Origin of the sequence: Actinoplanes cyaneus (genome assembly GCF_016862095.1) — a bacterium.
GTDB classification, from domain to species: Bacteria; Actinomycetota; Actinomycetes; order Mycobacteriales; family Micromonosporaceae; genus Actinoplanes; species Actinoplanes cyaneus.
Window position 1 is genome coordinate 1 of the sequence record NZ_BOMH01000098.1, and the last position, 23810, is coordinate 23810.

3 protein-coding genes are annotated in these 23810 nt (G+C 75.1%); all 3 read left to right on the plus strand.

All coding sequences use genetic code 11. From position 1 onward, the window contains the following. A partial coding sequence (locus tag Acy02nite_RS44715) for a type I polyketide synthase (RefSeq protein WP_203755863.1) occupies positions 1-2954 on the plus strand: 2954 nt, incomplete at its 5' end. Positions 2955-2962: 8 nt separating this feature from the next. Further along, positions 2963-12457 carry a type I polyketide synthase gene (locus Acy02nite_RS44720; RefSeq protein ID WP_203755864.1) on the plus strand — a complete coding sequence of 3165 codons (9495 nt, stop codon included), beginning with the start codon at positions 2963-2965 and terminating at the stop codon, positions 12455-12457. A 150-nt stretch (positions 12458-12607) separates the two neighbouring features. Beyond that, positions 12608-23810: type I polyketide synthase (locus Acy02nite_RS47070; RefSeq protein ID WP_239175865.1), on the plus strand; the 11203-nt coding region annotated here is incomplete at its 3' end.

Sequence of the window (23810 nt, forward strand, 5' to 3'; positions counted from 1 at the left end):
GAACCAGTCACGCGTTCCACTCCCGGTTGATGGACCCGATGCTGGGCGAGTTCCGGGCGGCCATCGAGGGACTTCCCAGCGCCGGCTACTGGGTCGACCACGTGCGTGACACGGTCCGCTTCGGCGACACGATCGCCGCGCTCGACGCCGATCGGGTGCTCGAACTCGGCCCGGACACCGTGCTGGCCACGCTGGCGCGCGAGGCCGACATCGTCGCCGTGGCCGCGATGCGCCGGGGCCGTGACGAGGTGGAAACCCTGCTCACGGCGGTGGCGGAGCTCTGGGTGCACGGGCAGCACGTCGATTGGACCGCGATCGTCGGGCGGGCGAGCGCCGAGGTCCCGACCTACCCGTTCCAGCACCGCAGGTTCTGGCCGAAACCCCGGCTCGGCGCCACCGCCGACGTGGCCGGGCTCGGCCTGACGGGAACCGGTCACCCGATCCTCGGCGCGAGCACCGAGGTGCCGGGCGCGGACCTGGTCCTGTTCACCGGCACGGTCAGCGCGGCCACCCACCCTTGGCTGCTCGACCACACCGTTCACGGCACCCCGATCGTCCCCGGGGCCGCACTCGCCGAGATGGCCCTCGCGGCCGGCGCGATGACCGGATCCCCGGTCCTCGACGAACTGCTGCTGCACGCCCCGCTGGAAGTGCGCGGGACGGTCCAGGTTCGCGTCACCGTGGGGGCGACCGAGGACGGCCGGCGAGCGGTGACGGTCAACTCCCGGTCCGGCGAGGACGAGGCGTGGACCGAGAACGCGTCCGGGCAGCTGAGCGTCGACGACGGATCGGAAGCGGACACCGTCACGGTGCCGGCCGACGCCGAGGAGATCGTGCTCGAGGACTTCTACCCGGCCATGGCCGGTGCGGGCCTCGGCTACGGCCCCGCCTTCCAGGGACTGCGGCGCGTCTGGCGGGCCGGCGCCGAGGCGTACGCGCAGGTCGAGGTTCCGGACCCGGCCGACGGATTCCTGCTGTCGCCGGCCCTGCTCGACAGCGTCCTGCACGCGGTTGCCGCCGGTCAGCTGGTCGACACCGTGCAGCTGCCGTTCGCGTTCACCGGGGCCCGCCTGGTCGGGACCGGGGCCCGGACGCTGCTGGCCCGCCTGCGCCCGGACGGTGCCGACGGCGTACGCCTGGACCTCGCCGACGGCACCGGCCTCCCGGTCGGGACCGTCGAGCGGGTCACCCTGCGCCCGCTGCCGGCTGCCGCGACCGGCCTGCGCACCGTCGAGTGGCAACGCGTCCCGGTCGCGCCGGGCGGTGACCTGAGTGACTGGCTGGTGCTGCCGCTCGGCGCACCCCTGCCGGCGACCGTCCCGCCGATCGTGGTGCTCGACGCCACCACACCCGCGGCCACGTCCACGGCGGTGCGCGACGGGCTGAGCGCCGTACTGGAAACCGTTCAGGGTCTTGCCCTCACCGACAGCCACCTCGTGGTGCACACGCACGGTGCGGTGGCGACCGGTGCCACCGATCCGGTGCCCGGCATCGACCACGCCGCGATCTGGGGTCTGGTACGCACAGCGCAGACCGAGAATCCCGGACGGATCACGCTCATCGACGCGGAGACCCTGGTGCCGGGCATCGTCGAGGCCGGGATCGCGCAGGCGGCCGTCCGCGACGGCGTGGTGCTGAGCCCGCGCCTGGCCGGCCTCGCGACCGAGGCCGTGCTGCCGGAGCTCGGCACGGGCACCGTGCTGCTCACCGGCGCGACCGGCGCGCTCGGCACCGCGCTGGCGCGGCACCTGGTGACCACCCACGGCGTGAAGAACCTGCTGCTGGTCAGCCGCCGCGGCGCCGGCGCTCCCGGCGCGGCCGAGCTGCTGGCGGAGCTGACCGCCGCGGGCGCCGACGTCCGCCTCGAGGCCTGCGACCTGGCCGACGCCGCCGCGGTCCGGGATCTGCTCGGAAACGTCCCGGTGAGTGCGGTCGTCCATGCGGCCGGGGTGACCGACGACGCGACGATCACCTCGCTGACACCGGAACGCTTCACGACGGTTCTCGCCGCGAAGGTGGACGCCGCGGCCAACCTGCACGCCGCCACCGCGGGACGGTCGCTGACCGCGTTCGTGCTGTTCTCCTCGATCGCCGGTCTGCTGGGCAACGCCGGTCAGGGCAACTACGCGGCGGCGAACACCTGGCTCGACGCCTACGCCGCCCGGCTGCGGTCCGAGGGCGTCCCGGCCACCTCGATCGCCTGGGGCCTGTGGTCCGGCGGCATGGGCGCCGCCGTGACCGGCGGCGACCGGGAACGGATGCGGCGCGGCGGCGTGGAGCCCCTGGAGACCCCGGCCGCGCTGGCCCTGTTCGACGCGGCCCTCAGCTCCACCGCGTCGCTGGTCGTCGCGGCCGCCGGGCGACTGCCCGACCTGGTCCCGGCCCGGCCGAAGCCGAAGGCGGCCGGAACCTCCGGGCGCGACAAGGCGCTCGCCAAGCAGCTCGCCGGCCTCACCCCGGCGGAACGCACCCGCGTGCTGCTGGGCCTGGTACGCACCCATGCGGTCGCCGTCCTCGGGCACAGCGACCAGTCCGAGGTGGCCGACACCCGGGCCTTCGGCGAGCTGGGCTTCGACTCGCTCACCGCCGTCGAGTTCCGCAACCGTCTGGCCGCCGACACCGGCCTGCGGCTCGCGCCGAGCCTGATCTTCGACCATCCGACCCCGCTGGCCCTGGCCGAGGCGCTGCGCGAGCAGATCGCCCCGGACGACGTGGCCGAGGGCGACGCCGCCCTGCTGGCCGAGCTGGCCCGCCTGGAGGCCGGCCTGGCCGCCGGGACCGCCGGCGAGGCCACCCGCACCCGGATCGCCCTGCGGCTGGGCGCCCTGCTGGCCGGGCTGAAGGCCACCACCACCAGCGGCGACGAGACCGCCGCGCCCCACGACGACGACATCACCACGGCCGACGACGACGAGCTGTTCAGCCTGCTCGACAACGAGCTCGGCGCCAACTGAGGAGACACATGGACACCGAAGCGAAGCTCCGCGATTACCTCAAGCGGGCCACGGCCGACCTTCGGCAGGCCCGCCGCGACCTCCTCGACGTCCAGGAGCGCGCCGCCGAACCGGTCGCCATCATCGGCATGGCCTGCCGGTACCCCGGCGGCGTGGAGACGCCCGCCCAGCTCTGGGAGCTGCTGACCGAGGGCCGTGACGCGATCACCGGCTTCCCGCAGGACCGCGGCTGGGACGTGCCGGACGGCGACTTCGCGCACGAGGGCGGCTTCCTCGACGACGCGGGCGCGTTCGACCCGGCCGTCTTCGGCATCTCGCCGCGCGAGGCCCTGGCCATGGACCCGCAGCAGCGGCTGCTGCTGGAGACCGCGTGGGAGGCGTTCGAGCGGGCCGGCCTCGACCCGCTCGGCGTGCGCGGGTCCCGGACGGGCGTGTTCGCCGGCGTGATGTACCACGACTACGCGGCGCAGCTGACCGCGCTGCCCGACGGCGTCGAGGGCTACCTGGCCACGGGCACCTCGGGCAGCGTGGTGTCCGGGCGGGTGGCGTACACGTTCGGGCTCGAGGGTCCGGCGCTGACCATCGACACCGCCTGCTCGTCGTCGCTGGTCGCGCTGCACCTGGCGGTCCAGTCGCTGCGGCGCGGCGAGTGCGCGATGGCGCTGGCCGGCGGCGTCACGGTGATGGCGAGCCCGAGCACGTTCGTCGAGTTCGCGCGGCAGGGCGGGCTGGCCGGCGACGGCCGGTGCAAGCCGTTCGCCGAGGCTGCCGACGGCACCGGCTGGTCGGAGGGCGCCGGTCTGGTGCTGGTCGAGCGGCTCTCCGACGCGCGGCGGCTCGGCCACCCGATCCTCGCGGTCATCCGCGGCTCCGCTGTCAACCAGGACGGCGCCTCCAACGGCCTGACCGCCCCGAACGGCCCGTCCCAGCAACGCGTCATCCTCGACGCGCTCGCCGACGCGCGTCTGACCCCGGACCAGATCGACGCGGTCGAGGCGCACGGCACCGGCACCCGGCTCGGCGACCCGATCGAGGCGCAGGCCCTGCTGACCACCTACGGCCGGGAGCGGGCGAGGCCGCTGCTGCTCGGCTCGCTCAAATCTAATCTCGGCCACACCCAGGCCGCCGCCGGCGTGGGCGGCGTCATCAAGATGGTCGAGGCGATGCGGCACGGCGTACTGCCGAAGACGCTGCACGTCGACGCGCCGTCGTCGCACATCGACTGGTCGGCCGGCACGGTCGAGCTGCTCACCGAGGCCCGCCCGTGGGAGACCACCGAGCTGCGCCGCGCGGCCGTCTCCTCGTTCGGCTTCAGCGGTACGAACGCGCACGTCATCCTGGAGCAGGCACCGGCCGTGGAGCCCGTCGAGGCCGGCTCGCAGGAGGTCGTGCCGCTGCTGCTGGCCGGGGCGGACGCGGCCGGTCTGCGGGCCCGTGCCGCCTCGGTCCTCGCCCACCCGGCGTCGCCGGCCGACCTGGGCGCCACGCTCCGCACGCGCGGCTCGCTGCCGGCCCGCGCGGTCGCCTGGGACGCCGAGACCCTCGCCGCCGCCGCGAACGGCATGCCCGCGGTCACCGGCACCCCGCTCGGCAATACGGACGTCGTCTTCGTCTACCCGGGTCAGGGCGGTCAGTGGCTGCACATGGCGGTCGGCCTGCTGGAGGAGGACGCCTTCGCCGCCCGGCTGCGCGAGTGCGACGCGGCGTTGCGGCCGCTGGTGGGTTTCTCGGTCGAGCAGATCCTGCGGTCGGACGAGTCGTGGCTGACCAGGGTGGAGGTGGTGCAGCCGGTGCTGTGGGCTGTCGGCGTCGCGCTGACGGCCTGGTGGCAGGCGCACGGCGTGACCCCGGCCGCGGTGATCGGTCACTCGCAGGGTGAGGTGGCGGCGGCGGTGGTCGCCGGGGCGCTGTCGGTCGCGGACGGCGCCCGGGTGGTCGCGGCGCGGTCGCGGGCGCTGGTGGAGCTGGACGGCACCGGTGGGATGGCGTCGATCGGCGCCGGCGCCGACACGGTCACCGGATGGCTGCGCGACGGCATCACGATCGCCGCGGTCAACTCGCCTGCCCAGGTCGTGGTGGCCGGTGAGCGCGCGGCGATCGAGGCGTTCGTGCCGTGGTGCGAGCAGCAGGGCGTCCGGGCCCGGCAGGTCGAGGTCGGTTACGCCTCGCACTCCGCCCAGGTGGAGCCGGTGCGTGAGGACGTGCTGACCGCGATCAAGGACATCGCCGGCACGGCCCCGGCCATCCCGTGGTACTCGACCGTCACCGGCGAGCGGGTGACCGAGCCGGTCGACGCCGAGTACTGGTGGGACAACCTGCGCCGGCAGGTCAGGTTCGCCCCGGTCGTGACCGAGCTGGCCGGCGCGGGGTTCCGGCTGTTCGCCGAGGTGTCCGGGCACCCGGTGCTGACCCTGGCACTGGAGCAGTGCGCCCCGGACGCCGGCGTGTGGGGCACGCTGCGGCGGGGCGAGGACGGCCCGGCCGGGCAGATCCGCGCCCTCGGCGAGGCCTGGGTCCGCGGTGTCGACGTCGACTGGTCCGCCTGGCCCACCGACGGCCGGTGGCTGCCGGACCTGCCCACCTACCCGTTCCAGCGGGAGCACTTCTGGCTCGCCTCCGCCCCGGGCGCCGGTGACCTGGCCGCCGCCGGTCTCGACGGCACCGGCCACCCGCTGCTGGCCGCCACCGTCCTGCTGCCGGGCTCGGACACCGTCGTGTTCACCGGCCACGTCTCCCGCCGCGGCCAGCCGTGGCTCACCGACCACGACGTGCTCGGCACGGTCCTGGTCCCCGGCGCCGGGCTGCTCGAACTGGCCCTGGCCGCCGGTGAGCGGGCCGGCCTGCCCGTGGTCCGGGAACTGCTGCTGCAGGCGCCGATGGTGCTGCCCGAGACCGGTGGCATCGACCTGCGTGTCACGGTGACCGGTGACCGTGCCGTCACCATCCACTCCCGTACCGACCGCGACCAGCCGTGGACCGAGCACGCCACCGGCACCCTGGCCCCGGCGTCCCCGGCCGAGGCGAGCGAGACCCTGCCGTGGCCGCCCCGGGACGCCCAGCCGGCCGACCCGGACACCCTGTACGCGAACCTCGCCGACACCGGCCTGGTCTACGGTCCCGCCTTCCAGGGCCTGCGCCGGGTCTGGCGCGCTGCGGGCGAGATCCTCGCCGAGGTCGCCCTGGACACCACCACCGACGGGTACGGCATCCACCCCGCCCTGCTCGACTCCTGCCTGCACGCCCTGGCCGCGGGCGGCCTGATCCCCGGTGACGCGGCCCGGCTGCCGTTCACGTTCACCGGTGTCCGGCTGCATGCGGTCGGCGCGGACAGCCTGCGTGTCCGGCTCACCGCGGCCGACGGGGCGGAGACGATCCGGCTGCGGGCGGTCGACGAGGGCGGCCGGCCGGTCCTCGACATCGATGCGGTGGCCGTGCGCCCCGCCGCCGTCGCCGAGAAGAAGGCGCCGCTGCACACCCTGGACTGGGTCGAGGCCGAGGTCCCGGACGCGCCCGCGCGGGACCTGCTGGTCCTGAACTTCGCGAGCGACGCCGACGCCGACCCGGCCACGGTACGCGGCGAGACCGCCCGGCTGCTGGCCGCGCTGCAGGAGACGACCGCCGAGCACGTCGTCGTGCGGACGGACGGGGCCGTCGCCGCCACCGGCGAGGACACCGTGCCGGGGCTGGTCTCGGCCGCGCTCTGGGGCCTGGTCCGCTCGGCCCAGTCGGAGCAGCCGGGCCGCTTCACCGTGGTCGACGCCCCCGACGACAGCCGCCTGGCCGCGATCGTGGCCGCCGGTCACCCGCAGGCCGCCGTGCGCGGCGACCGGATCCTGGTCCCGCGGGTGGCCCGGCAGGCTCCGTCCGGGAACGAGCTGCCCGATCTGACCGGGGGCACGGTCGTGGTCACCGGCGCCACCGGCACGCTCGGCCGGCTGGTCACGCGTCATCTGGTGACGGCGCACGGCGTACGGAATCTGCTGCTGCTGTCGCGATCCGGCGGGACCGTCGAGGTGGACGGCGCCACCGTCACCGCCGTCGCCTGCGACGTCACCGACCGCGAGCAGGTTCTCGCCGCCCTGCGCGACGTGCCGGTGACCGCGGTCGTGCACACCGCGGGCGTGCTCGACGACGGGTTGCTGGCCGACCTGACGCGTGAGCGGCTGGACGCCGTGCTGCGACTCAAGGTCGACGCCGTACGGCATCTGCACGACGCCACCGCCGGCCGGGACCTGGCCGCCTTCGTGCTCTTCTCCTCGGCCGCCGGACTGCTCGGCAACGCCGGCCAGGCCAACTACGCCGCGGCCAACACGTTCACCGACGCGTTCGCCGCGTGGCGCCGCGCGCAGGGCCTCCCGGCCGTCTCGATGGCGTGGGGCCTGTGGGACACCGACGCCGGCATGGCCGGCCGCCTGACCGACGCCGACCGGCGGCGCCTGCGCCGCGGTGGCGTGCTGCCGCTCGATGCCGCGACCGGCCTGGCGATGTTCGACGCCGCGCTGCGCGCTGACCCGGCCCTCGCGGTGCCGGTCGCGCTCAGCCTGCCCGCCCTGCGCGAGACCGCCGCGAGCGGCCTGCTGCCGGCAGTGCTCTCCGGGCTGGTGCGCACCGGACCACGCCGCGCCGGCGGCGCCGGCTTCGCCGACCGGCTCGCCGCCGTGTCCGACAGCGAGCGCGAGCAGACCGCCACCGAACTGGTCCGCGGCACCATCGCGGCCGTGCTCGGCTTCGGCGGCGGCAGCGCCGTCGACCCGAACCGGGCCCTGCGCGAACTCGGCTTCGATTCGCTCACCGCGGTCGAGCTGCGCAACCGCCTGCAGCTGGCCACCGGGCTGACCCTGCCGGCGACGCTCGCCTTCGACTACCCGAACGCTCGTGCGATCGCCCGGTTCCTGCTCGAGAAGGTGCTCGGCGCCACCGCCGCGACGGTCCCGGCCGCGCCGGCACGTACCGACGAGCCGATCGCGATCATCGGCATGGCGTGCCGGTTCCCCGGCGGCGTGCGCTCGCCGGAGGACCTGTGGCGGGTGCTGCGCGACGGCGTCGACACGATCTCGGGCTTCCCGGCCGACCGTGGCTGGGACGACCTCGGCGGCGACTTCACCAAGCAGGGCGGCTTCCTTTACGACGCCGGTGACTTCGACGCCGGGCTGTTCGGCATCTCCCCGCGCGAGGCGCTGGCGATGGACCCGCAGCAGCGGCTGCTGCTGGAGATCTCGTGGGAGGCGTTCGAGCGTGCCGGGCTCGACCCGCTGGGCCGCCGCGGCGAGCGCGTCGGCGTCTTCACCGGCCTGATGTACCACGACTACGGCTCCGGCCTGACCACGCTGCCCGAGGGCGTCGAGGGCTATCGCGCGACCGGGGTGTCGGGCAGTGTCGCCTCGGGCCGGCTGGCTTACGTGTACGGCCTGGAGGGCCCCGCCCTCACCATCGACACCGCGTGCTCGTCGTCGCTGGTCACCCTGCACCTGGCGGCCGAGTCGCTGCGCCGCGGCGAGTGCACGATGGCCCTGGCCGGCGGTGTGTCGGTGATGGCCAACCCGAGCACGTTCGTCGAGGTGGCCCGGCAGGGCGCGACCGCGGCCGACGGGCGGTGCAAGCCGTTCTCGGCCGCCGCGGACGGGGCCACCTGGTCCGAGGGCGCCGGCATCCTGCTCGTCGAACGGCTCTCCGACGCCCGCCGGCTCGGCCACCCGGTGCTGGCCGTGATGCGCGGCTCCGCGGTCAACTCCGACGGCGCGTCCAACGGGCTGACCGCCCCCAACGGGCCGTCCCAGCAGCGCGTCATCCGGGCCGCGCTGGCCGGTGCCGGCCTGACCACGGCCGACGTGGACCTCGTGGAGGCGCACGGCACCGGCACCACGCTCGGCGACCCGATCGAGGCGCAGGCGCTGCTGGCCACGTACGGCCAGCGCGACGGCGAGCCGCTCCACCTCGGCTCGATCAAGTCGAACCTCGGGCACACGCAGGCCGCCGCCGGCGTCGCCGGGCTGATCAAGACGGTGCTCGCGCTCGGCCACGGCGTGATGCCGCGCAGCCTGCACATCGACGCGCCGTCCCCGCACATCGACTGGCAGTCCGGGGCGGTCGTCCTGCTCGACACCGAACGGGCCTGGCCCGAGCTGGACCGCCCCCGGCGCGCCGCCGTCTCGTCGTTCGGCATCAGCGGGACCAACGCCCACATCATCCTGGAGCAGGCCGAGCCGGCCGAGCCCGCGCCGGCGAACGCGGACCTGCCGGTCGTCCCGCTGCCGTTGTCCGGCCGCGACGCCGGCGCGCTCGCCGGGCAGGCCCGCCGGCTGGCCGCTTTCCTGCGCGAGCACCCCGGGGTGCCGGCGGTCGACGTCGCCCACACGCTGGCCGGGCGCGCGCAGCTCGAGCACCGGGCGGTCGTGCTCGGCGCCGATCTCGACGCCCTCGCGGCGCTGGCCGACGCCCGGCCCACGCCCGGCGCGGCCAGCGGCACGAGCGGCCCGGCCGGTGGTGTCGTCTTCGTCTTCCCCGGCCAGGGCGGCCAGTGGGAGGGCATGGCGGCCGACCTGCTGGACAGCTCCCCGGAGTTCGCGGCCCGGCTGCGTGAGTGCGACGCCGCGCTGGGCGAGCACCTCGGCTACTCGGTCGAGCAGGTGCTGCGCGAGGGTCGCGAGCTGGACCGGCTCGACGTGGTCCAGCCGGTGCTGTTCGCGGTGATGGTGTCCCTGGCCGCGTGGTGGCAGGCGCACGGTGTCACCCCGGCCGCGGTGGTCGGGCATTCCCAGGGCGAGATCGCGGCGGCCTGTGTCGCCGGGGCGCTGAGCCTCGAGGACGCGGCGCGGATCGTGGCGCTGCGCAGCATCGAGATGATGTCGATCGCGGGCGCCGGGGCGATGCTCGCAGTCGCCGCCCCCGAGGCCGGCATCACCCTGGCCGACGGGGTGGAGATCGCCGCCGTCAACGGGCCGGCATCGGTGATCCTGACCGGTACCGAGGACGGCATCGAGGCCATGGCGGCGGCGTACGAGGCTGCCGGCATCCGGGCGCGCCGGATCAAGGCCAGCGCGGCCGGGCACTCGGCGCAGGTCGAGGTGCTGCGCGAGCGGGTCCTGGAGCTGCTCGCCGAGGTGCGCATCAGCGCCTCCCGGGTGCCGTGGTATTCGACCGTGCGGGCCGAACCCATGGCTCCCGAGGACGGCGCCGGCTACTGGTACGACAACCTGCGGCAGCCGGTTCGCTTCGCCGACGCCGTGCAGCGCCTGGCCGCCGACGGCTACCGGCACTTCGTCGAGGTCAGCCCGCACCCGGTGCTGACCGGCGCGATCCAGGACACCGCCGCCGACGCGGCGGTCGCCGGCACGCTGCGCCGCGACGAGCCCGGGCGCACGGTGACCACCCTGGCCGAGGCCTGGGTGATCGGCGTCCCGGTGGACTGGTCGACGGTGCTGACCGGGACGCGCCGGGCGCTGGAGGTGCCGACCTACGCGTTCCAGCGGCAGCGCTACTGGCTGGCCGACGACGGCAGGAAGGCGGCCGACCCGCAGAGCGACGAGTTCTGGGACGCGGTCGAGGCCACCGACGCCGGCCGCCTCGGTGAGGCGCTCGGCGTGGATCCCGCGGTGCTCGCGCCGGTGCTGCCGGCCCTCGCCGGCTGGCACCGCGGCCGGCAGGAACGGTCCCTGGTCGACGGATGGCGCTTCCGGATCGCGTTCACGCCGCTGCCCGAGCCGGAGCCGGGGCGGCTCGACGGCACGTGGCTGGTCGTGCACCCGGCCGGCGTCGACCCGTCCGACGTGGCCCTTGCGCTGATCGGCGCCGGGGCGCAGGTCGAGCAGGCTACGGAACTGCCGGACAAGCCGTACGCGGGAATCGTCTCGATGCTGGATGTCGCCGGCACCCTCACGCTGATGCGAGCGCTCGCCGGCACCACCACACCGCTGTGGCTCCTGACCCGGGGCGCGGTCTCGGCCGTCCCCGGCGACCCGGCCGCCCTGGTCGGCCCGGCGCAGGTGTGGGCGCTGGGCCGCACGTTCGCCCTGGAGCACCCGGAGGCGTGGGGCGGCCTGATCGACCTGCCGGCCGTCCTCGACTCACGGGCCGGCGACCGGATCACCGCGGTGCTGGCCGGGCTGAACGACGAGGACCAGGTGGCGATCCGCTCCACCGGGGTGCTCGCCCGCCGCCTGATGCCGGCCCCGGCCGACCCGACCGCGCCGCTGTGGACCCCGCGCGGCACCGTGCTGATCACCGGTGGCACCGGTGCCCTCGGCGCCCACGTGGCCCGCTGGGCCGCCACGGCCGGGGCCGAGCACGTGGTGCTGACCAGCCGCCGCGGCCCGGACGCGCCCGGCGCCGCGGAGCTTCGCCACGAGCTGGAGGCGCTGGGCGTACGCTCGACAATCGCGGCCTGCGACACGGCGGACCGTGCGCAGACAGCCGCCCTGCTGACCGATCTGGATCAGCCGGTGAACGCGGTGATCCACGCGGCCGGCACCCTGGAACCGATCCTGATCGCCGACACGACCGAAGCCGATCTGGCCTACGTCAGCGGCGGCAAGGTCGACGGCGCCGTGCACCTGCTCGACCTGCTCGACCCCGCCCACCTCGACCAGGTGGTGCTGTTCTCGTCCAACGCCGGTGTCTGGGGCAGCGCGCGGCAGGGCGTTTACGGCGCGGCCAACGCCGCCCTGGACGCGCTGGCCGAGCAGGCCCGTGAGCGTGGGCTGCCGGTCACCTCGGTGGCCTGGGGCCTGTGGGGCGGCGGTGGCATGGCCGAGGACAGCGGCGGCGAGGACTACATGCGCAAACGCGGCTTCCGGGCGATGGACCCGGCGGCCGCGATCACCGCGATGCGGCAGGCCGCCGGGGCCGGGGAGGCGTTCCTCGCGGTGGCCGACGTGGACTGGCCGCTGTTCGCCGGCGCGTTCACCTTCGCCCGGCCGCGGCCGCTGATCGCCGACCTGCCCGAGGTACGGGCGATGCGGGAGAGCGCCGAGGCCGCACCGGCCGCGGACGCCGGGGCCGGGCTGCGCAGCCAGCTTGCCGAGGCGGCGCCGCACGAGCACGAGCAGATCGTGCTCGACCTGGTCCGCGGGCACGCCGCCGCGGTGCTCGGGCACCCCTCGGCGGATGCCGTCGACGCCCGGCGGCCGTTCAAGGAGTTCGGTTTCGACTCGCTGACCGCCGTCGACCTGCGCAACCGCCTGACCCGGGCCACCGGTCTCACCCTGCCGGCCACGCTGGTCTTCGACCACCCCACCCCGGCCGCGGTGGCGAAGCTGCTGCTGGACCGGCTGAACGGCGGGGAGAACGGCCCGGAGGCGGTGCTGGCCACCATCGACCAGCTGGCCAAGGAGCTCACCGCCACCGCCGGCGACACCGCGTTGCGTCTGCGCGCCGAGATGTTGCTGCGCGGGCTGCTCGACGGGCTGGGCGAGACCAAGGAACCGGCGGCGGACGCCACGGTCGACCTGGAGTCGGCCAGCGCCGACGAGGTGTTCCGCTTCATCGACGAGCTCGGCGTGGGGTAAAGCCCCAGCTAGGGGAGCGCTAGGGGTAGGGCGGCCCACCGGGGCCGCCTACCTTCGGCCGAGGCTGGCGGAGTGCGGACACGCACTCCGGACGGACCGTCACGTCGATCTCCCGCGCCCCCGCGCGTACCGATGTCAGTGAGGCCCGAGTTGGCAGATCAAGACAAGCTCCTCGACTATCTCAAGCGCGTCACCGCGGATCTGCACCAGACCCGCGAACGTCTGCGCCAGGCCGAGAGCGCCGACCGGGAACCCATCGCCATCGTGGCGATGAGCTGCCGCTACCCGGGTGGTGTGCACACCCCGGACGACCTGTGGCGGCTCGTCGCCAACGGCACCGACGCGATCGGCCGGGCACCCGGCGACCGCGGCTGGGACCTCGAGGACGCCTACGACTCGGACGACGAGTACGCGGCCGAGGGCGGCTTCCTCGAGGGCGCCGGGCAGTTCGACGCCGCCTTCTTCGACGTCAGCCCGCGCGAGGCGCTGTCCATGGACCCGCAGCAGCGGCAGGTCCTGGAGGCGTCCTGGGAGCTGTTCGAGCGGGCCGGCATCGATCCCGGCACGCTCAAGGGCAGCCGCACCGGCGTGTTCATCGGATCCAACACCCAGGATTACGTACGCCTCATCGGCGGTTCCGTGCAAGCGGCCGAGGGACTGCTGATCACCGGCACCACCGCGGCGGTCATCTCCGGCCGGGTCTCGTACACGCTGGGCCTGGAGGGGCCCGCGGTCACCATCGACACCGCCTGCTCGTCGTCGCTGGTCGCCATGCACCTGGCCGCGCAGGCCCTGCGCACCGACGAGTGCACGATGGCGCTGGCCGGCGGCGTGACCGTGATGGCCACCCCGAGCGCGTTCACCGAGTTCTCCCGGCAGGGCGGCATCGCCGCCGACGGGCGCTGCAAGGCGTTCTCCGAGCGCGCCGACGGCATCGGCCTCTCCGAGGGCGTCGGCCTGGTCCTGCTCGAACGACTCTCCCGCGCCCAGCGCCTGGGCCACCCGATCCTCGGCGTGATCCGGGGCAGCGCGGTCAACCAGGACGGCGCCAGCAACGGCATCGCCGCCCCGAACGGCCCGTCCCAGCAGCGTGTCATCCGGCAGGCGCTGGCGAACGCCGGGCTGTCCGTGGACGACGTCGAGATGATCGAGGCGCACGGGACCGGCACCCGGCTGGGCGACCCGATCGAGGCGCAGGCGGTGCTGGCCACCTACGGACAGGACCGGACCACCGGCCACCCGGCCCGGCTGGGCTCGGTCAAGTCCAACATCGGACACACGCAGGCCGCCGCGGGTGTCGCCGGCGTGATGAAGGCCGTGCTGGCCATGCGGCACGGCACCATGCCCAAGTCGTTGCATCTGGAGCAGCCCAGTCCGCACGTCGACTGGACGGCCGGGCAGGTCGAGCTGCTCACCACCGACCAGCCGTGGCCGGCCGGGGACAGGCCGCGCCGCGCCGGCGTCTCGTCGTTCGGCGTCAGCGGCACCAACGCCCACATGATCATCGAGGAGCCGCCCGCCCCGGCCGCCGCCGAGCCGGCCGCACCGATCCCGGCGCCGGTGCCCGTGGTCCTGTCCGCCCGCGACCCCGAGGCGCTGCGCGCCCAGGCCCAGCAGCTCTACACGCACCTGGAGGACCAGCCGCAGGTCGAGGTCGCCGACCTGGGGTGGGCCCTCGCCACCGGCCGGGCCGCCCTCGAACACCGCGCGCTGGTGCTGGCCGACGACCGGAGTGCCCTGCAGGCGGCACTGGCCGCGCTGGCCGTCGGTGAACCCGGCCTCGGCCTGGTCACCGGCGTTCCGGCCGCGGGCAAGCTGGCCTTCCTGTTCACCGGGCAGGGCGCGCAGCGACTCGCCATGGGCCGCGCGCTGGCCGAGCGGTTCCCGCAGTACGCCGACGCCTTCGCCGGCGTCGCCGCGGCCGTCGACCGGCACCTGGACCGCCCGCTGCACGAGGTCCTCGACTCGGAGGACCTGCACCGCACCGGGTACGCCCAGCCGGCCATCTTCGCCGTCGAGGTCGCGCTGCTGGAGACCGTACGCGCGCTCGGACTCACCCCGGAGATCGTCGCCGGTCATTCGATCGGGGAGATCACCGCCGCGTACGCGGCCGGAGTTCTCTCCCTGGACGACGCGGCCGCGCTGGTCGTCGCCCGCGGGCGGCTGATGCAGGCGCTGCCGGCCGGCGGTGTGATGGTCGCCGTGCAGGCGGGCGAGGACGAGGTCCGCGCCGCGTTCCCCGGCGTCGACATCGCCGCGGTCAACGGCCCCGCCGCGGTCGTGGTGTCCGGTCCCGAGGCCGAGCTCGCGCCGGTGGAGGCCGGGCCCTTCAAGACCACCCGGCTGCGCACCAGCCACGCCTTCCATTCGCGGCTGATGGAGCCGATGCTCGACGAGTTCGCGGTGATCGTGCGCGGTCTGACCTTCGCCGAGCCGACGATCGCCGCGGTCTCCACGGTCACCGGCCGCCCGGTCGCCGTCGGGCAGTGGAGCGATCCGCAGTACTGGGTCGACCAGGTGCGCCGACCGGTCCGCTTCGCCGACGCGGTGGACGCGCTGGGTGCGCTCGGCGCCGGCCGGTTCCTGGAGCTGGGCCCGGACGCGGTGCTGTCGGCCATGGTCGACGGCGCGGTGCCGCTGCTGCGCCGCGACCGTGACGAGGTGACCGCGTTCCTCACCGGGCTCGGCCGCATCCACGCGGCCGGCTCCACCGTGACCTGGGCCGCGCTTTACCCGCAGCGGCCGCAGCGGCTGCTCGACCTGCCCACCTACCCGTTCCGCCACCAGCTGTACTGGCCGTCCGCGGCCGATCTGGTCACGGTCGACGCGGCCGGGCTCGGGCTGACCGCGACCGATCACCCGATGCTCGGCGCCGCGCTCACCCTGGCCGACGGCGACCTCAGCGTCTTCACCGGCCGGATCACCGTGGCCACCCATCCGTGGCTGGCCGACCACGCGGTGCTCGGCACCGCCGTGCTGCCCGGCACGGCCATGGTCGAGCTGGCCCTGCGGGCCGGCGAGCAGACCGGCACGCCGGTGCTGGAGGAGCTCACCGTCCAGGCGCCGCTGCCGGTCGGCGACTCCGGCGGCATCGCGCTGCAGGTGGTCACCGGGCCCGCCGACGACGCGGGACGGCGGCCGGTCACCATCCATTCCCGGGTGGCCGACGAGCCCTGGACGTTGCATGCCGCCGGTCACCTCGCGCCTTCCGGCCCCGGCGGCGGCGACCTGCGGATGTGGCCGCCCGCCGGGGCCGTGGCGGTGCCGGTCGACGGGTTCTACGAGCGGCTGTCCACCGCCGGTTTCGGTTACGGTCCGACGTTCCAGGGCCTGACCGCCGCCTGGCGGCTCGGCGACGAGGTCTACGCCGAGATCACCCTGCCCGCGACCGCGGCCGGCCAGGCCGCCCGGTTCGGGATCCACCCGGCGTTGCTCGACGCCGCCCTGCACGGCGTGGCCCTGGCCGGGACCGGCGCCGAACCGGGTGCGCGGATGGCGTTCTCGTTCACCGACGTGACACTGCACGCGGTCGGTGCGACGACCCTGCGCGTACGCCTGACACCCTCCGGCACCGACCGGGTCACCCTGGTCGCGGCCGACGGCGCGGGCGAGCCGGTCGTCACCATCGGTTCCCTGGTCATGCGGTCGGTCTCGGCCGACCGCCCGGCGCCGGCGCAGTCGCTGTTCGGCGTGGACTGGGCCGAGCACCTGATCGAGCCGGTGCCCGCTCCGTCCGGCTGGGCCGCGCTCGGCGACACCCGATGGCCGGTTCCGGACGTCGACACCCTCGTCGACGCCCCCGCCGTGCTGCTGCTCGACTGCCCGCCGGCGCCGGCGGCGGACACCGCCGGGCTCGCCGGCCGGGTACATGCTGCCACCCGGCGGGCCCTGTCCGCCCTGCAGCGCTGGATCACCGACGAGCGGCTGGCCGCCACCACCCTGGTCGTCACCACCACCGGAGCGGTCGCCGGCGGCCCCGGCGAGGAACCCACCGACCTGGCACACGCCGCGGTCTGGGGTTTGATCCGCTCCGCCCAGTCCGAGTACCCGGCCCGGATCGTGCTGGCCGACGTGGACGGCGCTCCGGCCTCCTGGGACGTGCTGGCCGCGGTGGTCGCCGCCGGTGACGTCGCGCAGGCGATGATTCGCGGCGGCAGCGTCAGCACGCCACGGCTGGTGCGGGCGCTCACCGACCCGGCGATGACCCCGCCCGCCGCGCCGGCCTGGCGCCTGGCGAGCGCCGGCGGCAACACCCTGGAGCACCTGCGGCTGGCCGCGTACGAGCCGCCCGCGCAGGCCCTGGAACCGGGCATGGTCCGGGTCGCGGTCCGCGCCGCCGGCCTGAACTTCCGGGACGTGCTGATCGCTTTGGGCGTCTACCCCAGCGACAACCCGCTGGACATGGGCAGCGAGGGCGCCGGCGTGGTGCTCGAGGCCGGGCCCGGCGTGGACCACCTGGTCCCCGGCGACCGGGTCATGGGCGCCTTCGCCGGCGGGTTCGGGCCGGTCGCGGTCACCGACGGGCGCCTGCTCGTGCGAATGCCGTGCGACTGGACGTACGCCGAGGCCGCCGCCGTCCCGATGGCCTTCCTGACCGCCTACTACGCCCTGGTCGACCTGGGCGGGGTGCGGGCCGGCGAGACCGTGCTCGTGCACGCCGGCGCCGGCGGGGTCGGCACGGCCGCCGTCCAGATCGCCCAGCACCTCGGCGCCCGCGTCCTGGCCACCGCCAGCCCGGCCAAGTGGGACGCCCTGCGCGCGCTCGGCCTGGGCGACGACGCGATCGCTTCCTCGCGCACCCCCGAGTTCGCCGCCAAGTTCGGCCGCGCCGACGTGGTGCTCAACTCCCTGGCCGGCGAGCTGATCGACGCGTCGCTGAGCCTGCTGTCCGACGGCGGCCGGTTCCTGGAGATGGGCAAGACCGACCTGCGCGACCCGGCCGGGCCGGCGCACCTGCGCTACCGCCCCTTCGACCTGTTCGAGGCCGGCCCGGAGCGCATCCGGGAGATGCTCACCGAGATCGTCGCGCTGTTCGAGAGCGGCGCGCTGCGCCTGCCGCCGCTGCGCGCCTGGGACATCCGGCACGCCCGCGAGGCGTTCCGCTTCGTCAGCCAGGGCCGGCACGTCGGCAAGAACGTGCTGATCATGCCGCGTCCGGTCCGGGAGACCGGCACCACCGTGGTCACCGGCGCCACCGGCACGCTCGGCGCCCTGCTGGTCAAGCACCTCGTCCACCGCCGAGGGGTGCGCGACCTGCTGCTGCTCAGCCGCAGCGGCGCCGACGCGCCCGGCGCCGGCAAGCTGTGGTCCGAGCTGGTCGAGGCCGGCGCCCGGGTCCGGCTGGTCAGCTGCGACGTGGCCGACCGTGACGACCTGGAACGGGCGCTGCACGACGTGGACGTGCGCGCCGTCGTGCACGTCGCCGGCGTGCTCGACGACACCGTGCTGACCGGGCTGACCCCGGAGCGGCTCGGCACCGTGCTGCGGGCCAAGGTGGACGCGGTCGTCAACCTGCACGAGGCCACGCTCGGCGCCGACCTGGACACGTTCGTCGTGTACTCCTCGGTGGCGGGCCTGCTCGGCACCCCGGGCCAAGGCAACTACGCCGCGGCCAACGCGTTCCTGGACGCCTTCGCGGCTTCCCGGCGCCGCCGCGGGCTGCCCGCCACCTCGCTGGCCTGGGGCGCCTGGGACACCGCGGCCGGCATGGCCGGCAACCTCACCGACGTCGACAAGCGGCGGCTCAGCCGGGGCGGCATCGCGGCGCTGCCGCTGGACGAGGCCCTGGCTCTGTTCGACGCGGCCCCGGTCGGCGAGCGGCCGCTGCTCGTGCCGATCCGGATCGACCGGACCGTACTGCGCGCCCGCCAGGGTGACGCCGGCCTGCCGCCGTTGCTGCGCGCTCTGGCCGGCGACGCGGCCCCGGCCCGCCGCACGGCCGCGGGCGCCACCGCCACCGGCCTGCTGCAGCGGCTGGCCGGGCTGGCCGTCGCCGACCAGGACCGGATGCTGCTCGACCTGGTCCGGGCGCAGGTCGCGGCGGTGCTCGGGCACGCCTCGCCGGACACCGTCCCGGCCGGGCGCGCGTTCAGCGAACTGGGGTTCGACTCGCTGACCGCCGTCGAGCTGCGCAACCGGCTCAACGCGGCCACCGACCTGCGCCTGCCGGCGACGCTGACCTTCGACTACCCGACCCCGCAGGCCCTCGCGACGTTCCTGCGCGGGGAGCTGGTCGGCGCGCTGGCGGCACCGGCCGGGCCGGACCGGGTGACCGCGACCGATCAGGACGACCCGATCGTCATCGTCGGCATGGGCCTGCGCTACCCGGGTGGCGTGAGCACGCCCGACGAATTCTGGCGGCTGCTCGCCGACGGGCGCGACGGCATCGCCGGCTTCCCGGACGACCGCGGCTGGGACCTGGAGCGGCTGTACCACCCGGATCCCGATCACCCGGGCACCTCGTACGTCAAGCAGGGCGGTTTCCTGGCCGGCGCGGGCCAGTTCGACGCCGGGTTCTTCGGGATCAGCCCGCGCGAGGCGGTGACCATGGACCCGCAGCAGCGGCTGCTGCTGGAGACCTCGTGGGAGGCGATGGAGCGGGCCGGGATCGACCCGTCGCGGCTGCGCGGCAGCCGGACCGGCGTGTACGCGGGCGTCCTCTACGGCGACTACGCCACCCTGCTGCGACAGGGCGACACCGGCGCGGAGGGCTACGCGGGAGCGGCCAGCGCCGGCAGCCTGGTCTCCGGGCGGGTGTCCTACACGTTCGGCTTCGAGGGCCCGGCGGTCACCGTGGACACCGCCTGCTCGTCGTCGCTGGTGGCCATCCACCTGGCCGCGCAGGCGCTGCGTTCCGGCGAGTGCGACCTGGCCCTGGCCGGCGGTGTGACGGTGATGGCCACCGCCGGCGCGTTCGTCGAGTTCAGCCGCCAGCGCGGGCTCGCTCCCGACGGGCGGTGCAAGGCGTTCTCGGCCGACGGCGACGGCACCGGCTGGGGTGAGGGCGCGGGCGTGGTGCTGCTCGCCCGGCTCTCCGACGCGCGCCGCTCCGGATACCCGGTGCTGGCGGTCGTCCGCGGCAGCGCGGTCAACCAGGACGGCGCCTCCAACGGCATCACCGCGCCCAACGGGCCCTCGCAGCAGCGGGTCATCCGGCAGGCGCTGGCCACCGCCGGGATCGCGGCCACCGCGGTCGACGCGGTCGAGGCGCACGGGACCGGGACCTCGCTCGGCGACCCGATCGAGGCGCAGGCGCTGCTCGCCACGTACGGGCAGGGGCGGACCGGGGCGCCGCTGTGGCTCGGCTCGGTCAAGTCCAACATCGGGCACACCCAGGCCGCGGCCGGGGTCGCCGGCGTCATCAAGATGGTCCTGGCGATGCGGTACGGCGTCCTGCCGCGCACCCTGCACGCCGACGAGCCGACCCACCAGGTGGACTGGAGCGCCGGGTCGGTGTCGCTGCTCACCGAGCCGCGGCCGTGGCCGGCCACCACGCATCCGCGCCGTGCCGGCGTGTCGTCGTTCGGCATCAGCGGCACGAACGCGCACGTCATCGTCGAGGAGGCCCCGCCCGTCCCGGAGCCCGCCCCGGTATCCACCCACGCGACCGTGCCGCTGGTCCTGTCCGGGCACGACGCCGCCGGTCTCGCCGGGCAGGCCGGCGCGCTGCTCGACTTCCTCGACGTCCGGCCGACCGTTTCGCGGGCCGACGTCGCGGTGTCACTCGCGGGCCGCACGGCGCTGCCGCACCGGGCGGTGGTGCTCGCCGGGACCGCCGACCAGACCGTCGTCGACCTGCTCGACATCGCTGCGAGCGCCGACCGGCACAAGCCCGCCACCGACGGCCGCTTGGCGATCGTCTTCACGGGTCAGGGTTCGCAGCGCGCGGAGATGGGCCGCGAGCTGTACCAGGCGTTCCCGGTGTTCGCGAAGGCGTTCGACGAGGTGTCGGCGTTGCTGGAGATCCCGGATCTGGATGCGGATCAGACGGGATGGGCGCAGCCGTCGATCTTCGCCCTCGAGGTGGCGCTGCTGGCGCTGGTCCGGTCGTGGGGGATCACGGCGGACGTGTTCGCCGGGCATTCGATCGGGGAGATCACGGCCGCCTTCGCGCGCGGTGACCTGTCGCTGGTGGAGGCGGCAGCGTTGGTGTCGGCGCGGGCGCGGTTGATGCAGGCGTTGCCGCCCGGTGGGGTGATGCTGGCCGTGCAGGCCTCCGAGGACGAGGTGCGGGACGCATTCCCGGATGTCGACTTCGCCGCGGTCAACGGGCCGCGCGCGGTCGTCGTCGCCGGGCTGGAAGCGGACATTTCACCGGTTGAGGCGCATGGCTGGAAGACGACCCGGCTGCGAACCAGTCACGCGTTCCACTCGCGGCTGATGGATCCGATGCTGGACGAGTTCCGGGCGGCCATCGCCACCATTCCCGATGCCGAGTACTGGGTCAGCCACGTGCGTGACACGGTTCGCTTCGGCGACACCATCGCTGCACTCGACTCCCACCGGGTGCTCGAACTCGGTCCGGACACCGTGCTGGCCACCCTGGCACGTGAGGCCGACATCGTCGCGGTGGCGGCGATGCGCCGCGACCGGTCCGAGGTGGAAACCCTGCTCGGCGCGGTCGCTCAACTGTGGGTCGACGGGCAGGACGTCGACTGGGCCGCGATGCTCGGCGAGGGTTCGCGCGTCGACCTGCCCACCTACGCGTTCCAGCACGCGCTGTACTGGCCGCGCCCGCGCCCCGGCCGCCACATCACCGACCCGGCCGGGCTCGGCCTGATCGGAACCGGGCACGCCCTGGTCGGCGCGGCAGTCGAGCTGCCCGACTCGGCCGCGACCGTCCTGACCGGCTGGCTCTCGGTCGCCACGCATCCGTGGCTCGCGCACCACGTCGTCCTCGACCGGATCGTGGTTCCCGGCACCGCCCTGGTGGAGATGGTGCTGGCCGCCGCGGACCGTGCCGGCGCCGGTGCCGGGGTCCTCGACGAGCTGCTGCTCCAGGCACCGCTGACGCTCACGGCCGATGGGGGCGTCCAGGTCCGGGTCACCGTCGGTGACGGCCCGGAGGCGCGGCCGGTGACCGTGCACGCCCGCGCCGACGAGTCCGAGCCGTGGACCCTTCACGCCACCGGTTCGGTGTCGGCCGACGGCTCCCCGGAACCGGCCGGCCTGGTGGCGTGGCCTCCCGCGGGCGCCGACGAGGTGCCGATCGGCGACTTCTACGCGTCCCTGGCCGGCACCGGCATGACCTATGGGCCGTCGTTCCAGGCCCTGCGCCAGGTGTGGCGCCGTGATGACGAGGTGTTCGCCGAGGTCACCAACGACGAGGCGATCACCGGGTACGGTCTGCACCCGGCCCTGTTCGACGCCGCCCTGCACGCGGTCGGCGCCGGCGGCCTGCTGCCCTCGCACGGTGTGCGGCTGCCGTTCACGTTCGCCGGAGTCCGGTCGTTCCGCCCGGGTGGGCCGCTGCTGCGGGTCCGGCTGACCCATGGGGCCGCCCCGGACAGTGTGCGCGTCGAGCTGGCCGACAGCTCCGGCCTCCCGGTCGCCGCGGTCGAGCGCCTGACCCTGCGGGTGGTCGACAACGCGCAGCTCACCAACGCCGACCGTCTGCTCTTCGCGGTCCGATGGGTGCCGGTCGACGCCACGGCCGACGAGGCGCCGGTCGTCGCGCTCGGCGACGAGCTGCCGGCCGGTGTCCCGGTGCTTGTCGTGGACGCCTCGGCTCCCGGCCCGGCCGCGGAACGGACGGCCGCCCTGCTGGCGATGCTGCAGGCGTGGGACGGGGAGTCCCGGATCGTGGTGCGCACCTACGGCGCGGCCGGCGAGCGGATCACCGACCCGGACGGCGCCGCGCTGTGGGGTCTCGTGCGCAGCGCCCAGGCCGAACACCCCGGGCGGCTTCATCTGGTGGACGCGGCGCAGAACGTGGCCGTGTCGCTGCCGGAGGCGGTGGTGCGCGACGGGGACGTCCTGGTTCCGCGGCTGGTCCGGGCTGCCGCGTCCGGGACGCTCGACCTGGGTGACGGCGTGGTCGTGGTGACCGGGGCCACCGGTACGCTCGGCGGGCTCGTCGCGGAGCATCTGGTGCGGGCTCACGGCGTACGCGAGCTGGTTCTGCTGTCTCGTTCCGGGCGGCCGGTGGAGATCGAGGGGGCTCGAGTCCGCTCGGTGGCCTGCGATCTCGGTGATGCCGCGGCCGTGGCCGACGCGCTGCGCGGGGAGCGGGTCTCCGCGGTCATCCACGCCGCCGGTGTCCTCGACGATGCGCTGCTGACCGATCTGACACCGGAGCGGCTGCAGACCGTCTTCCGGGCCAAGGTGGACGCGGCCCGGAACATCGTCGCCGCGACGAGGGACCTGACAGCGCTGGTCTTCTTCTCCTCGGCGGCCGGCCTCTTCGGCAACGCCGGTCAGGGCAACTACGCGGCGGCCAACGCGTTCCTCGACGCCTACGCCGAACAGTTGCGCGGCGCGGGCATTCCGGCGACGTCTCTCGCGTGGGGACTCTGGGAAGCCGGCATGGGCGGCGACCTGAGTGAGGCCGAGCGGGCCCGCGCCCGGCAGAGCGGCATCGTGCCGCTCACCGCCGAGCAGGGCCTGGCCGCCTTCGACGCCGCGCTCGGCACCGGCCGCGCCGCGATCGCGCCGATCGGGCTCGACCTGGCCGCGCTGCGCACCCATCACCAGGTCGCGCCGCTGCTGCGCACCCTGGTCCCGGCGCAGAACCGGCGCGCGGGGGCGGAGGGTGCCTTCGCCACCCAGCTCGCCGGACTGTCCGAGACCGATCGCACCCGGATCGTCCTCGAACTGGTCCGCACGCACGTCGCCGCCGTACTCGGTCACGCCGACGGTGCGCTGCTGGCCGCGGACATGCCGTTCCGTGAGCTCGGGTTCGACTCGCTGACCGCGGTCGAGCTGCGCAACCGCCTCGCCGCGGTGACCGGGCTGCGACTGCCGTCCACGCTGATCTTCGACTACCCGAACGTGACGGCGCTCGCCGAGCACCTGGCCGCGGAGCTGTTCGGGGCGGGCGCCGACCTGGCGCCGGTGATCAGCGCGGCGGCGCTCTCCGACGAGCCGATCGCGATCGTGGGCATGGCGTGCCGCTTCCCGGGCGGGGTGAGCAGCCCCGACGAGCTGTGGGACCTGGTCGCCGGCGGCCGCGACGGCGTCGGCCTGTTCCCCGGCGACCGTGGCTGGGACGTCGAGAACCTCTACCACCCGGACCCCGACCACCCTGGCACGTCCTACACCCGCGAGGGCGGCTTCCTCTACGACGCCGGTGACTTCGACCCGGCCGTGTTCGGCGTCTCGCCGCGGGAGGCCCTGGCGATGGACCCGCAGCATC